This is a genomic window from Methylobacterium mesophilicum SR1.6/6 (assembly GCF_000364445.2).
Classification (GTDB): domain Bacteria; phylum Pseudomonadota; class Alphaproteobacteria; order Rhizobiales; family Beijerinckiaceae; genus Methylobacterium; species Methylobacterium mesophilicum_A.
Window position 1 is genome coordinate 476,444 of sequence record NZ_CP043538.1, and the last position, 14,353, is coordinate 490,796.

The 14,353-nt window shown below is 64.6% G+C and carries 14 protein-coding genes and 1 pseudogene; 3 read left to right on the top strand and 12 right to left on the bottom strand.

Features of this window, described 5'->3' with window-relative positions:
- Nucleotides 1–9: 9 nt before the first annotated feature.
- The 7 genes and pseudogenes from MMSR116_RS02255 to MMSR116_RS31670 all read right to left on the bottom strand — a co-directional run.
- The gene (locus MMSR116_RS02255) at nt 10–1,911 is read right to left on the bottom strand and encodes a TRAP transporter large permease subunit (protein WP_158168498.1); all 1,902 of its coding nucleotides are present in this window, start codon (nt 1,909–1,911) and stop codon (nt 10–12) included.
- 12 nt (nt 1,912–1,923) lie between these two features.
- Nucleotides 1,924–2,940: a TRAP transporter substrate-binding protein gene (locus MMSR116_RS02260; RefSeq protein WP_010686497.1), complete on the bottom strand. Its 1,017-nt coding sequence runs from the start codon at nt 2,938–2,940 to the stop codon at nt 1,924–1,926.
- 304 nt (nt 2,941–3,244) lie between these two features.
- Nucleotides 3,245–4,267 carry a transketolase family protein gene (locus MMSR116_RS02265; protein ID WP_010686498.1) on the bottom strand — a complete coding sequence of 341 codons (1,023 nt, stop codon included), beginning with the start codon at nt 4,265–4,267 and terminating at the stop codon, nt 3,245–3,247.
- The gene (locus MMSR116_RS02270; RefSeq protein ID WP_010686499.1) at nt 4,264–5,115 is read right to left on the bottom strand and encodes a transketolase; all 852 of its coding nucleotides are present in this window, start codon (nt 5,113–5,115) and stop codon (nt 4,264–4,266) included. Before MMSR116_RS02270 ends, MMSR116_RS02265 begins: the two co-directional genes overlap by 4 nt.
- A 13-nt stretch (nt 5,116–5,128) precedes the next feature.
- Nucleotides 5,129–5,878, bottom strand: coding sequence for an SDR family NAD(P)-dependent oxidoreductase (locus tag MMSR116_RS02275; protein WP_010686500.1), 750 nt, complete (start codon nt 5,876–5,878; stop codon nt 5,129–5,131).
- Between the two features lie 222 nt (nt 5,879–6,100).
- A complete protein-coding gene (locus tag MMSR116_RS02280) occupies nt 6,101–7,003 on the bottom strand; it encodes a LysR substrate-binding domain-containing protein (protein WP_010686501.1) in 903 nt (300 codons plus the stop codon).
- Between the two features lie 88 nt (nt 7,004–7,091).
- Nucleotides 7,092–7,276: pseudogene (locus tag MMSR116_RS31670) on the bottom strand (IS3 family transposase); the annotation flags it as partial.
- 1,074 nt (nt 7,277–8,350) lie between these two features.
- On the opposite strand from MMSR116_RS31670, the gene MMSR116_RS32190 reads away from it, so the two are divergent.
- Complete coding sequence (locus tag MMSR116_RS32190; protein WP_010686503.1) at nt 8,351–8,482, top strand: hypothetical protein; 132 nt, start codon at nt 8,351–8,353, stop codon at nt 8,480–8,482.
- A 93-nt stretch (nt 8,483–8,575) separates the two neighbouring features.
- Here the strand turns inward: MMSR116_RS32190 and MMSR116_RS02285 are convergent.
- Nucleotides 8,576–9,381, bottom strand: a protein-coding gene (locus tag MMSR116_RS02285; protein WP_085988008.1) for an IS5 family transposase whose coding sequence is annotated in 2 segments (ribosomal slippage) — nt 8,576–9,051 and nt 9,051–9,381 — 807 coding nt in all. Because the reading frame shifts where the segments join, the coding sequence is not laid out codon by codon here.
- Between the two features lie 56 nt (nt 9,382–9,437).
- Nucleotides 9,438–9,728, bottom strand: a complete 291-nt coding sequence (locus tag MMSR116_RS02290) for a hypothetical protein (protein ID WP_010686504.1) — start codon at nt 9,726–9,728, stop codon at nt 9,438–9,440.
- A gap of 689 nt (nt 9,729–10,417) precedes the next feature.
- On the opposite strand from MMSR116_RS02290, the gene MMSR116_RS02295 reads away from it, so the two are divergent.
- Entirely contained in the window at nt 10,418–10,645 is a 228-nt protein-coding gene (locus MMSR116_RS02295; protein ID WP_010686505.1) for a hypothetical protein, read from the top strand.
- 182 nt (nt 10,646–10,827) lie between these two features.
- Here the strand turns inward: MMSR116_RS02295 and MMSR116_RS02300 are convergent, their stop codons facing one another.
- Entirely contained in the window at nt 10,828–11,061 is a 234-nt protein-coding gene (locus tag MMSR116_RS02300) for a hypothetical protein (protein WP_010686506.1), read from the bottom strand.
- A 94-nt stretch (nt 11,062–11,155) separates the two neighbouring features.
- Nucleotides 11,156–11,884: a sugar transferase gene (locus tag MMSR116_RS02305; RefSeq protein ID WP_106428323.1), complete on the bottom strand. Its 729-nt coding sequence runs from the start codon at nt 11,882–11,884 to the stop codon at nt 11,156–11,158.
- Between the two features lie 697 nt (nt 11,885–12,581).
- Here MMSR116_RS02305 and mddA point away from each other — a divergent pair.
- The gene (gene mddA / locus MMSR116_RS02310) at nt 12,582–13,316 is read left to right on the top strand and encodes a methanethiol S-methyltransferase (RefSeq protein WP_010686508.1); all 735 of its coding nucleotides are present in this window, start codon (nt 12,582–12,584) and stop codon (nt 13,314–13,316) included.
- A 38-nt stretch (nt 13,317–13,354) separates the two neighbouring features.
- On the opposite strand, the gene MMSR116_RS02315 is transcribed toward mddA, so the two are convergent.
- Entirely contained in the window at nt 13,355–14,344 is a 990-nt protein-coding gene (locus tag MMSR116_RS02315; protein WP_010686509.1) for an ABC transporter substrate-binding protein, read from the bottom strand.
- Nucleotides 14,345–14,353: the final 9 nt, after the last annotated feature.

Sequence of the window (14,353 nt, forward strand, 5' to 3'; positions counted from 1 at the left end):
CGTATGGCTTCAGAGAAAGCCGATGGAGAACCAGGGGACGAGGATGATGGCGAGCAGCCCGACCAGCAGGGCCACGATGTAGCCGACGATCGGGCGCATCCCGGCATCGGGATTGATCCGGCTGATGGCGCAGGCGGCGTAGTAGCCGACGCCGAAGGGCGGGGCGAACAGGCCGATGCCCATGGCGAGGATCACCACCATCGAGTAGTGGACCTCGTGCACGCCGACCGCCCGGGCGATCGGGAACAGCAGCGGGCCGAACAGCACGATCGCCGGGATGCCCTCCAGCACCGAGCCCAGGATGATGAAGGCGACGGCCGAGACGAACAGGAAGCCGAGCGCGCCGCCGGGCAGGCCCTTCATCACGACGGCCAGCGTTTCCGAGAAGCCCGACTGGGTCAGCGCCCAGGCCATGCCGGTGGCCGCGCCGATGATCAGCAGGATCGCCCCCGACAGGGCGGCGGTCGTCACCAGCATCGGGTAGAGCCGCCGCCAGTCGAACTGCCGGTAGACCAGCAAGCCCGCCAGCGCCGCGTAGACGATGCCGATGGTCGAGACCTCGGTGGCGGTGGCGATGCCCTCGACCACGGCGAAGCGGATCACGAACGGCAGCGCGAGGGCCGGGATCGCCACCAGGAAGGCGCGGCCGATGACGCGGCCCGACGGGCGCGCCACGTGGCTCAGGTCCTCGCGGCGGTAGCGCCACCAGACCAGGGCGCAGAGCGTCGCGGCGAGCACGAGGCCCGGCATCAGGCCGCCGGTGAACAGGGCGGTGATCGACACGCCGGTGACCGAGCCGATGGTGATCAGCACGATGGAGGGCGGGATCGTCTCGGTCTGCGCGCCGGTGGTGGCCAGGAGCGCGACGAGGTCGCCCTCCTTGGCACCGCGGGCCTTCATCTCGGGGAACAGCACGGGGGCGACGGCGGCCATGTCGGCGGCCTTGGAGCCGGAGATGCCGGAGACGAGGTACATGGCGCCGACCAGCACGTAGTGCAGGCCGCCGCGGACATGGCCGAGCAGGCTGGCCAGGAAGCCCACCATGGCCTTGGCCATGCCGGTCATCTCGATCAGCAGGCCGAGGAACACGAACAGTGGCACGGCGAGCAGGATCAGGTGGCTCATGCCCTCGTCCATGCGCCCCACCACCACCATCGACGGGGCGTTGGTGGTCAGCGTGATGTAGGCGAAGGTCGACAAACCGAACGCGAAGGCGATCGGCACGCCGGAGAACACGAGGGCGCCGACGCCGAGGACGAAGAACAGCAGCAGGTTGAGGTTGCCGAGCCCCGCCAGCCACGGCTGGAGGGCGACGAGCCCACCTGCAACTGCAACGCCGAGCACCAGTGCGCCGGCCGTCATCCGCCAATCGGCCGTTTCGAAGAGTCGGATGACGGCGACCAGCAGCATCAGCCCGAGGCCGATCGGCAGGGCGGCGGCACGCCACGCATTGTTGAGATCAAGGGCCGGCGTCTGAACGTAGATTTCCTCGGCCGCGAACTCGTAGGCCGGGTGCAGCACAAGGCTGACGAAGATCAGGCCCGCCACCAGCGCGACTGTCTCCAGGAAGGCGCGGGTGCGAGGTCCGGTCATGGCGACGATCGCCGTCATGCGCATGTGCTCGGCGCGGCGGAAGGCGACGACGGCGCCCAGCATGGCGAGCCACAGGAACAGGATCGAGGCGAGTTCGTCCGACCAGACGAGCGGCTCATGGAAGACGTAGCGGCTCACGACGCCAGCGAGCAGCACCCCGATCTCGGCCAGCACCAGCAGGGCGGCCGGGATCTCGACGAGATGACCGAGGAACCGGTCGGAGCTCCTGAGCCATGGGTGACCGCTCAGCGGGGGCCCATGCAGGCCGTGACTGGGTGTTGCCTCGGCAGAGGCGGCGGCCGCGATATCGATGTGCATGACACCCCACCCTCAACCGAGCTTGCCGGATACGGCTTCGAGGTGGCTCCAGCCGACCTCACCGAACTTCGCCTTCCAGTCCTTGTAAAAACTCGTCTTGGCGAGGGCGGCACGGAAGGGCTCGCGGTCGACGTCGATGAACTTGATCCCCTTCTCGGTCAGGGTCGTGCGCAGAGAGGCGCTGAGCTTGGCCACGTCCGCCCGCTGATCCTGACCCGAGCGGTCGAACTCCCTAGTCACGATCGCGCGCAGGTCCTCGGGCAGCTTCTGCCAAGCGCGCTTGTTGCCGAGGATCCAGTAGCCGTCCCAGACGTGGCCGGTCAGGCTACAGGACTTCTGAACCTCGTAGAGGCGCGTCGTGGCGATGATCGGCAGCGGGTTCTCTTCGCCCTCCACGACCTTGGTTTGGAGCGCCGAGTACAGTTCGTTGAAGTTGATCGGCGCGGCGCCGGCGTCGAGCGCCTTGAAGAGCGAGGTCAGCATCGGTGCTTGGGGCACGCGGATCTTGAAGCCCTTCAGGTCTTCGGGCGTCCTGATTTCACGGGTCGAGGAGGTGATCTGACGGAAGCCGTTATCCCAGCTCTTGCAGATGGTCGTGATCGGCGTCTTAGCAATCTCGGCGCGGACATAGTCGCCGAGCGCCCCGTCCATGGCCTTCCAGACGGCATCGTAATCCTTGAAGGCGAAGCCGGTGTTGGGCAGGCTGGATGCCGGCACGAAAGTCGACAGGATCGAGTGTGCGAGGTTGAAGAACTCGACCGAGCCGTTCCGCACCTGCGACAGCAGGTCGGTGTCCGAGCCGAGTTGGTTGGCCGGGAACAACTTGATGTCGACGCGCCCGTTCGTCGCCTCGCGGATCCGGTCGCACGCTTCCTGCGCCCGGACGTTGACCGGATGGGTCGGGTCCTGGCCTGTGGCGAGCTTGTAGCCAAATTCGGCGGCATCGCCCCGGCGCGTGATGATCCCAAAGATCGGGACAGCCGCGGCGCCGGCAAGAAGTGTCCGACGGCTTATGTTGAATGTGCTCACGATTTCACTCCCTGATTATGTTCGGCGTCGCGATCTCGCCCGCTATGGTCTTGAAGATCGCCGGCTTTTGCCCAGGCGCGCAGGTCGCCCATTTCCCGGGCGTTCTTATTGTCTTGGTCGAATTTTGAAGTCGTTGATCGTTTTCAGGCGCGCATCATCGCTCGGCGCGCGCAATGCGGCCGGATAAATAGAAAAATACACCTGTCGGCACAGCATGATCGCGGACGTGGAGATCCGCGATCACTTCATTTGAGGTCGATTATGGATGCGATCAGGCGCTTATCGTCGCCAGTTACGATTGCGCCTACAGCCAACCGCGGATGCTTCGGGCCATCGCTTCGGTCGAGATGCCGTAGCGGTCGTGCAGCGTCGGAAGCGCTCCAGCGTCGAGGAACTCGTCAGGCAAACCGACCTGGCGGAAGCCGCGCTCGGGCAACGTGCCGTTGCGCATCAGCAGCCCCGCCACCGCTTCACCGAGGCCACCGACTACGGTGTGGTTCTCTGCGACCACCACAAGACGGCCGCCGCTACGGACCTCAGCCAGGATCGTCGCCTCATCGAGGGGCTTGATCGTCGGCACGTGGAGCACCGCTACATCCGTTCGATCTTCGCTGAGCTTCTCGGCCACTTCGAGCGCACGCATCGTCATCAGGCCCGACGATATGATCAGTACGTCGCGCCCGTCGCGGATCGTCTTGGCCTTGCCCATCTCGAACCGGTAGCCGTACTCGTCGAGCACCAGCGGGACGTTGCCGCGCAGGAGCCGCAGGTAGACCGGGCCCTGATGGGCGACCATCGCCGGGACCATCTGCTCGATCTCGTGCGCGTCGCAGGGATCAAGGATCGTCATGTTCGGCATGCCACGGAAGATCGCGACATCCTCGGTCGCCTGGTGGCTGGGGCCGTAGCCGGTGGTCAGGCCGGGCAGCGCGCAGGCGATCTTGACGTTGAGGTTCTCCTCGGCGATCGCGAGGCAGATGAAGTCGTAGGCGCGCCGCGCCGCGAACACCGCGTAGGTGGTAGCGAACGGTACGAATCCTTCACGAGCCATCCCAGCCGCCGCGCTCATCAACAGCTGCTCGGCCATCCCCATCTGGTAGAAGCGATCGGGGTGGGCCTGCGCGAAGATGTGCAGGTCCGTGTACTTGGCCAGATCCGCCGAAAGGCCGACGATGTCGGGCCGCGTCTTGGCGAGCTCGACCAGGGCGTGGCCGAACGGGGCTGGCTTCGTGCGCTGCCCCGGGGCGGCGAGGGAGGCGATCATCGCCGAGGTCTTGGCGCCGCCGCCGACGCGCGGCGCGGGCTTCTCGTACTTCGAACGCCTCATTGCACCCTCCCCTCGTCCAGGATCTTCAGCGCCTGCGTCCACTCGGCCGGCTCGACCCGCAGGAAGTGGTTGCGCTCGCGCTCCTCGAGGAACGGCACGCCCTTGGCCATCTTCGTATCGCAGATGATCACCCGGGGTTCGGGACCCGGATGGTGCCGGGCGGCGTCGAAGGCCTTCACCAGCGCGTCGATGTCGTTGCCGTCGACCCGTTGCACGAACCAGTTGAACGCCTCGAACTTCGGCGCGAGCGGCTCGAAGTTGAGCACCCCGTGCGAGGGGCCGTCCGCCTGCATGCCGTTGACGTCGACGATGCCGATCAGGTTGTCGAGCTTGAACGAGCCGGCCGACATCGCGGCCTCCCAGGTCGAGCCCTCGTCGAGCTCACCATCGGAAAACAGGTTGTAGACGAAGTTCTTGGAGCCCTTCCGCTTCAGGCCCAGCGCCATGCCGACCGCGATCCCGAGCCCGTGGCCGAGCGAGCCGCCGGTGATCTCCATGCCGGGCGTGTAGGCCGCCATGGCCGACATCGGCAGACGGCTGTCGTCGCCGCCGTAGCTCGTCAGCTCGTCCTCCGGGATGATCCCGGCTTCGATCAGCGCCGCGTAGAGGGCGATGGCGTAGTGACCGATCGACAGGCAGAAGCGGTCGCGGCCTTCCCATTCCGGATCTTCCGGACGGTAGGTCATCGCGTGGAAGTAGCTCACCGCCAGAACATCGGAGATACCGAGCGCCTGGGCGATGTAGCCCTGGCCCTGAACCTCGCCCATCAGGAGGGCATGGCGGCGAATGTTATAGGCCCGGTCGGCCAGCGAGATGTTTGTACCCTCGTGGGGTCGTTCGGTTGCCATGACGTCCTCCCTCTCAGTGGATCAGCATGCCGCCGTTCACGTCGATCACCGCGCCGGTGATGTACGCGGACAGGTCGGAGGCCAGGAACAGGCAGGCATTGGCGATGTCGTCGGCGACGCCGAGGCGCCCCAGCGGGATGCCCTTGGCGATCTCGACCTTGAGCTCGGGGGTGAGCTTGCCGCCGGTGATGTCGGTCTGGATCAGACCGGGGGTGACGGAATTGACGCGGATGTTGTCGGCGCCCAGCTCGCGGGCCATCGCCTTCTGGAGACCGAGAACGCCGGCTTTCGCCGCGGAGTAGTGCGGGCCACCGAAGATGCCGCCGCCGCGCTGGGCGGAGACAGACGACATGCACACGATCGAACCGGAACCCTGCGCCCGCATCTGCGGGACCACGGCCTGGCTCATGTAGAGCGTGCCGCGCAGGTTCACGTCGGTGACAGCGTCGTAGTTCTCGGGTCCCACCTCCATCAGCTTGAGCGGCTGGGTGATGCCGGCATTGTTGACCAGCACGTCGATCGAGCCGAGGCGTTCAAGCGTCGTGTCGGCAGCCTTCTGACAGGCGGCCCTATCAGTTACGTTGCAGGCAATGCCGAGATGACCTGCACCGAGCTCGGCAGCGGCAGTCTCTGCCTGCCCGGCGTCGAGGTCGAGAATGACGACGTGGGCTCCATGAGCAGCAAACATGCGCGCGGTAGCCTTGCCGATGCCGCGGGCGGAAGCCGCCCCAGTAATTACGCAGACCTTCTTTTCGAGAAGCACAGCAATCCTCCCTGCAGACCGAACGGTGCAGCTTTTCGCAATGGGAGGTAGGAAGCGGAGATGGTCCGAAGCCAACTCGCCCTTTGATCTGCAGCGCTCAAGAGGCGCTTGCATCTCTAAGTCGTTTCCTCACACCCTGTCGTTGGCAGAATAGTGCCAGCGGGCGTGGACGTTAACAAACGCTAATTTTTCACTGAAATATGACTCAGAGTCATGTGACAGCTATTCGAGGTCGGAGCTTGGCGTTATTGAAAGCTCTCCGGCAAGCCAATGCGCGAAAATCCTAAGCGGCAAACATCGACGGGCTGATGGCGGATAAATAAGATGGTGGCCGATGTAGCGGATCTCTTCCGAACGATTGGCTAGGGGGGCGACTAGACGACCAGCAGATATCTCCCGTTCCGCAAGCCGCGTCGACTCAAGTGCAACGCCGAGACCGTCGGCTGCCGCTGTCAGAGCTAGGAAACTGCGGTCGAAACGGAGGTTGGCGGCTGGCGGTGCTGCGAGGCCGTTCTTCTCGAACCAGTGTGGCCAACGCACAAGTTTCGTATCGCTTTGGATCAGAGGCTGCTTAAATAAATCAGCGGGCTCAGAGATCTGTCTGGCGCGATCAGCGTCACACAAAGGTGTCACTGTCTCCAGTCCGAGTGGCATTCGCAGCAACCCTTCGCCACGGGGGACACCATAGACAATGTCAGCATCGAACTCGTTGTCAGTAAAGCGTGTGTAGTCCACGCCGGCGGCCAGCCGCACGTCCATGCCAGGCCGCTCGCGTAGGAACCGGGCGAGTCTAGGAGTTAGCCATTGCGCGGCGAAGCTGGGCGCGCAGTGCAGCCGCAAAAGTTGTGGGCCGCGAGTCGATATCATATCGAGCCCTCGGTTCAATTCGGAAAAAGCTCGACTGACGTGATCGAATAGTATCTCACCAGCTACCGTTGGCGCGCTACCTTGTCCGGCGCGTTCGAAAAGTGGCACGCCAAGTGTCTCTTCCAGCCTGTTCATGGCATGGCTGACTGCGCTGGCTGTGAGGTTCAACTCACCAGCCGCTTCTTTGAAGGATCGGCGACGAGCTGCTGCCTCGAAGATCCGGATCGCCGACAGGGGAAGAGATGCGGGAGTTATCACTTGCCGTTCCTAGTGTGGGATCCCTGCCTAATTCTCTATACCGATCGAAGAGCACCTTGTCTGACCGGCCTTGCGGCGGGGTGGTTTGGGAACTCCGGCTGAGGAACTCGCGAGGCGAGAGCATGCTTGGGCCGGAATGCGAGTGGATGGTGTTATAGTTCTTGAACCACCTCGGCAGGAGCCGCATCACGGTTGCGGCGTCCGGCAGATGACGAGGCGGGCGTATTCACGCTGGAGCGTTTTCACAAACACTTTCGAGATGCCGTTGGTCTCTGTCCCATTAGGGCCTGCTCTAACGGAACAGCCGAAAGCTTGAAGCGTAGCTGTTTTAACAGCTGGTAGTTGGCTTTTGGAACGCGAAAACGGGAACGTTAGAGACCTGTGTGGAACTCGGAGGGACGGCCACGTAGCGGGTTACGAGAATGCCTCAATGGATTCCGAAGGGTCCACTTCCAGAGCCAGCGTGCCGTTCCGCAAGGCGCCCTTATGCGAATGAGTCACTGCGGCTGTCACAGTGGATGTCCGCTATGGGGGAACGTCTGCGGCTACTTGGACGACCGAGATGGGCGCGAAGCCGAATGTCCGGTTCTGCGCGTGGTGGCGATCCTGCGTGACGTGATTTGGCCGAAAGCAGCCGGCCTGCTTTGGCGAGGGACCACGGGAAAAGCGGACAGTCTCCTATCGACCGATAGCTGTGTCAAAACTCAAGGGAATTGCGAGCCCGTAGAAGAAATACCTCCGCGCCGTTGGTAAGCGTTTCCCATACTCGACGGCGCGTTCGGTGACGTGGAGGGCGCGGATATGGCCCCAGCGTCGTCTATGTGGGTCGTGGCTGCAGCTACCGCTTCCACTGCAGCAACTCCTGGGGCCGCTGCATTCCGAACGACTGAGCACCGACCTGCACGCCACGCGATATGATCAGTTCAGATCTGATTTCTCTCGCGGACCCCGTTGCTCGGCGGGCCCCTGATGGCGGAGGTCTCGATGACCCCCGCAGAAACCCACATTGTTGCCGCAGTGTTGCTCAAGCTTGGCCATAAGCGTTGCCGCGTTCTTTATGTGTTGCGTAACGGAGTCGCCACACCCAGGAGAGCCAATGCTGGTCAACCACGAGCGCCGCCTGCTGAACAAAGCCGCGCAGTCCACCGATGGGCGTATCTCCGTCAAACGTCAGCGGGACCGAGCATGGCCTGGAGATCACAGTCGGTTGCGTGGCCTCGAAAGCCGAGGCGATTTCGTGTGGGTCGGAGAGCAGGCGGGCCCTCATCTAGGTGGCACCTTCTCAACGTGGCAGATTACTGCAGCAGGCCTACAGCAGCTGGAAGTAATTGAAGGTCGAAGCGTCTGATGGCCTCGGTCAAAATCCGCATTTCCGACGACGGCACCTTCGCGGTTTACCGCAACGGGACCGCCGTCGCTTCGGGACTGACGCTCGACCAAGCTCAGCGTTGTGCAGCCGTGCTTGGTTGGCTCGCGTAGCAATCTTGGATTGTCGACCCCCCAGGATGCGCGAGCAGCTTTCCTGAGGAAATATCACGGTTTCGTGAGCGCGGGCATCCTAGGTTAGAGCGCCTAACAGAACCGTTTGATCTGCTTGAGGGTGATGAGGCTCGCGGCCAGGGTTGTGAAGGCCTCGTAGATGTCGCCGCGCCGCTCGTAGCGGATGGGCAGGCGGCGGAAGCGGTTGAACCAGGCATGGGTCCGCTCGACGACCCAGCGGTGACGCCCGAGCCTCTCGCTGCTCTCGATGCCTTTGCGCGCGATCCGCGGCACGATCCCGCGCGCCCGGCACTCCCGGCGTCGTGCTTTGGCATCATAGGCCTTGTCCGCGTGCAACTTGTCCGGACGATGCCGCGGGCGTCCGCGCCGCCCGTTGCGCAGGGGCGGGATGGCGTCGAGGGTCTGGGCCATCATCACGCTGTCGTGTCGGTTGGCGCCGCTCAGGCAGAAGCCGAGCGGCGTGCCGCGCGCGTCGGTGACGAGGTGGCGCTTCGTGCCCGGCTTGCCCCGATCCGTCGGGTTCGGGCCCGTGGCAGAGCCCCTTTTTTGGCCGGGACAGACGCACTGTCCAGGCTCGCGCGGCCCCAATCGATCTCGCCCGCCGCGTGCAGGCGCTCCAGCAGGATCTGATGCAGCCGCGCCCAGACGCCTGCCGCCTGCCAGTCGCGCAGGCGGCGCCAGCAACTCATCCCGCAGCCGCAGCCCATCTCGGCGGGTAGCATCTCCCAGGGCAGGCCAGAGCGCAGCACGAACAGGATGCCGGTCAGCGCCGCACGGTTCTCGAGCGGGCGCCGCCCGCCCTTCGGACGCGGCCGGGGCGGCGGAAGAAGCGGGGCGATCTCAGTCCACAGATCGTTGGGAAGAAGGGGGCGAGCCATCCCAGCCAACGCCCGACCACACGATCCGTGCCCGTTCTGTTAGGCGCTCTAAGTAATCAGTATCCGCGGCCGTAATAGCCGGGTCCGCCGCGGTCGAAAGCACCGGCGGCTGCAGCCCCCGCCGCCGCCCCGGCGATCCCGAGCCCCACCGCAGCGCCTGTCGACAGGCCACGGTGCCGGCGGTAGCCGAAATCGCGGCGGGCACCGTAGCCCCGATCGTAGTCACGGGCGTAACCACGATGGTGACCGCCGTAGCCGCCGTAGCCGTAGCCCTGCGCCTGAGCGCCGGTTGCACCGATTGCCCCGAGGGAGAGCGTGACGGCGGAGATGAGAGCGAGTTTACGCATCGGAGTCTCCTTCGTTGCTGCGTTGCCAAGCCAACACGAGGCGCTCCGATCTGTTCCGATCTTTCCGGTGGTCCGGGGGAGCCGCCACGGCGCCCAGTGCGCAGCAGTGGAGGTCACGCATCTCCGTCCACCGGGGTCAGCGGGCCGGCCCGTGAGACGAGCGAAGCGACATCACGGCACGGCGCGTTCCGACCTCATCCCGCTCGGCGCCACTTCTTCAGCGAGCCTGAAACCGACCTTGCCCAGGCATCGAGGGGAGAACGTCGCGGCTTGTCATCGCCGCGACAGCGCGGCCATCACAGGCTTGTGACGGCATCGAACGGCACTCGGAGCATCCGGACCTCGGACATCCCGGCACGTTACGCCGGATCCGTCCGACTCCGGCGTCGGGAAGCCTCGCTGACCAGCGCCGTACCGCTGCATTCCGCCGCCCCCGTCGCATGGGTCGACGATGCATTGACCGAGGCTGCGGCCTGCAACAGCCGGGGACGCACCAGTATAGGTATACAAACCTGACCGCGCCGCAGAGGGTGCAGTATAGCCACAACTGATGCCAACAAATCGCTCGGCTTACCTAAGGAAATGTAAACCAATGGGTGCATTACTGGCGGGTGCCCCACATGCACAGCGAGGAGGAAAAATCTGCCATGCGCCCGTTCCAATATTGAATAAACGCACAGAATTCGGATATGGATTGGTTGATCGTTGTAGCTGCCGCCTATGTCGTTGGCGGCGTGGTGTTCTGGCGCTTGTGCCGCATGGCGCCCGTCATGCCTGAGGATTTCGCCGAGGATCACCTCACGGCGCTAAAGCCGGTCCATCAACCGGATCAGAGCCCATATCAGAAAGCCGATCCACGAGATCACGACGATCAGGACGCCGCACATGATGGCCATCGTGCCCAGGCGCGCGAATAACCTTCGTGTCGAAGTCGACCGCCGCGACCTCAGGATTTCCGGTCGGTCACCACGGTTTTGAGACACGTTCATGGCCTCAATCCACCGGCACAGGTGGAGGAGCGACCAGCGCTCCCGAATCGCGCGAGGGCCGGCAAAGGCGGGACGATCGGTTGACGCAGGGTGGAGTCGACAATCGCGCCCTACGTTTCGCCGCGCATGGGCCGCAGCAGCGCCCCGAGCAGGAATCCCAGCTGACCGCACACCATCAGCGCCACGGCGCGCCGGAGGAAGCCTGCGTTCAGAGCAAGATTATAGGCATAGACGCCATAGGCGAGTTCGGCGGCGACGACTGGCAGCAGCACCAGGAGCCACCACACCGAGCCGAACCGCCCCAGACCCAGCCCGAGCAGCGCATTCAGCAGCAGACCCTTCATCGCAACTCGTCCTTCACTTGGGTCGAGCTTGAGATCGGTCTCGGTTCGGATCTAAGGCCGCCGGGTTGGTTGCCGTACGGATCAACAGCAGAATTCACTTACTTCCGCGTTGGGCGAGGACGGCCGGGATGGTGCGCAGCATGATGACGAGGTCGCGGCGCAGGCTCCAGCGGGTGGCGTAGTCGAGATCCAGCGCGACGCGCTCGGCGTAGGTCGTGTCGGAGCGGCCCGAGACCTGCCACAGCCCGGTCACGCCCGGCGGCACGGCGAAGCAGGTGGCGAACGCCCGGCCGTAGCGGGCCACCTCCGCCGGAACGATCGGCCGCGGGCCGACCAGGCTCATCTCGCCGCGCAGCACGTTCCAGAGCTGGGGCAGCTCGTCCAGCGAGGTCTTGCGCAGCACCTGGCCGATCGCGGTCACGCGCGGATCGTCGGTGAGCTTGTGGGTCTCCGCCCACTCGGTGCGCGCCCGCGGGTTGGCAGACAGATGGGCCGCCAGCACCGCCTCGCCGTTGGTGACCATCGAGCGGAACTTCAGGCAGCCGAAGCGGCGCCCGTCCCGGCCCAGGCGCATGTGGCGGTAGATCGGCGGCTTGCGGTCGCCGGCCCAGACCATCAGGGCGATCAGCAGAAGGAGCGGCAGCAGCAGGAACAGGGCCGTGGCCGCCACACTCACGTCGAGGCTGCGCTTGGTCGCCCAGTCCAGGCGCAGCCCCCGCGCCACGAACGGCGTCTCCGGCAGAACCGCGCCCGCCACGATCTCCGCCGCCTCGCTCACTTGGCCAACCAGATGACCGGCCACCTGCTCAGCGCCACTGGACATCTCGACATCGCGGCGCGGCGCAAAACCAGGAGCGGCAGCAGCGGTTTCGGCATGGGGCGGCACGGTTTCAGCTCCTCTGCTAATGCCGGAAACCAGCGTTAACAATCTCTTACTGGCCGGCTTGTAGCTTCTGATAATAGCTTTGACAAGATGATGATTACAGATTTTAACAGAGCCGATGAATTAAATGGCGCAGGTCTACGTAGGCTTCACGCACGTTCCGGCGAATAAACCAAGAATTTTTATCGTTAACCGACTACGTAGTGGTTACGTAGCAAGAAACATGCTCTTGAGAACGAGCTGTTTTCACTGATTTTACTGTCGACGAAGGTACAAATTTCTCAAACATTCGCGTTCAAATTCATGCCTTCAGACGTCCGAAGGACACTTTCTAGAAGTGGCTCATCGGCGCCTCTATATGCCCCGCCATCCGTCGGCCGGCTGATGCGGGCTAAGAATGGATGAAGTACTTCCGGTAAGGACTCTCGACGGCGCGCGCGGCGGATGAAATCGGCCTCCTCCCGGAGGCTGATCGGCTCGGCCGATGGCATATCTTCGGGGCACCCGCCCGCGTCTGTGATGGCGATCACAGACGCGGGTGGGCGGCTGGCCGCATGAAGCTCCGGGCCGCGAGGCACCGGGTCGTGACCGAGTCTCGGAGCCCGACCGACTACGCTCTTGTCGCCGGAGATCTTCCATGCCGCACGCCGCACGCATGAGCTACGCCGTGTTCTGCTACGCGGTCTTCCTGCTCGCCTTCCTCTACGCAGTCGGCTTTCTCGGACGCGCCTTCGTTCCGAAGACCGTCGACGACGGGCCGATCGGCCATTCGGGACTCGCCGTCATCGTTGACGTCGCCCTGCTCGCCATCTTCGCGCTACAGCACAGCGTGATGGCTCGTCCGCGCTTCAAAGCCTGGTGGACCCGCATCGTCCCGAAACCGATCGAGCGCAGCACCTACGTCCTTCTCGCCAGCCTCGCCCTGCTCCTGCTGTTCTGGCAATGGCGTCCACTCCCGACGATCGTTTGGTCGATTTCGGAACCGGTCGCATCGGTCGTCCTCGCGGGCCTGTTTTGGATCGGCTGGCTGGTGGTCCTCGCCAGCACCTTCATGATCAGCCATCTCGACCTTTTCGGGCTCAAGCAGGCCATTCAGGGCTGGCGCTCGACCGTGCAGGGCGAGGCCACGTTCACGACACCTCTCCTGTACAGGCACGTTCGACACCCGATCTACCTCGGGTTCGTAGTGGCCTTCTGGGCGACGCCGACGATGACGGCCGGCCACCTGTTGTTCGCGGCAGTTGCGACGGCCTACATCCTCGTCGGCATCCAATTGGAAGAGCGCGACCTGATTGCTCTCTTCGGCGATCGCTACCTTCGCTATCGGCGCGAGGCGGGCATGCTCTTGCCGCGCTTTCGCAGCACTCGCTGATGGCGGCGGTTGCCGACGGGCCCGTGGCCGTCGGATTTCTACTCGATCACCACGTCCGCGCTGCTCAAGATCGAGGGTGGCAGCGTCACGCCAAGGCGTGTGGCTGCCCCGACGTTGGCGAACAGTTCGACCTTCGTGACGAGTTGCACCGGCAGGTCGCGGAGCTTCTCGCCCCGGAGCAGGCGACCGGCATAGATGCCGGCTTGGCGATGCGTCTGCGTGAAGTCGCCGCCATAGCTCAGCAGCCCGCCGGCATTGGGAAAATCGCGGGATTGGGTGATCGCCGGAAGGCCGTGGCGGCTGGCGAGCATCGCCAGCTGCGCGCTGCGATAGGCAAAGAAGGGGTCGGAGGTGAAGACGAGACCGGGCACCCCGAGCCGGCGCGGCGCCGTGGAAAGCGTCTCGAACTCGTCCTCGCGGCTGGCTTCGAGCACGTGGATTTGCAGACCGAGGCTGGCCGCCGACGCCTGGAGCCCGGCCAACTGCGAGCCCGCCGTGGGGCTGGTCGGATTGACCGCGACGGCGAGGGCGGCGGTCGTCGGAAACAGCTCCCGCATGAACTCGAGCCGCTTGTTCGAGACCTCGACGCTCAGGCTCGACACGCCCGTAAGATTGCCACGAGGCCGAGCGAGATCCTCCACCACGCCGAGGACGACCGGATCGCCACCCATCTCGAAGACGATCGGGATCGTCTCCGTCGCCGCCCGCGCCGCAAGCACTACGGGCGCGCCACCGGGCGAGACCAGGACCGCGATTCCGCTACCGGCCAGCTCCTTCGCGAGCGCGGGCAGCCGCTCGTAGCGCCCGTCTGCCCAGCGAAAGGCAATCGCGACGTCGCGTCCCTCGACGAACCCAGCATCGGCGAGCCCCTCGCGAAAGGCCTCGAGCCGGCTGGCCGCGCGCTCGGGCGTCTCGGATCCGAGATACCCGATCACCGGAAGCGTCGGCGCTCGCGCTTGCACCGCACGGGTCAAGACGCCGCCGAGCAGGACGCTCACCGGCCCAGTGAGAATTGCCCGTCGCCTCATCTCTTCGCT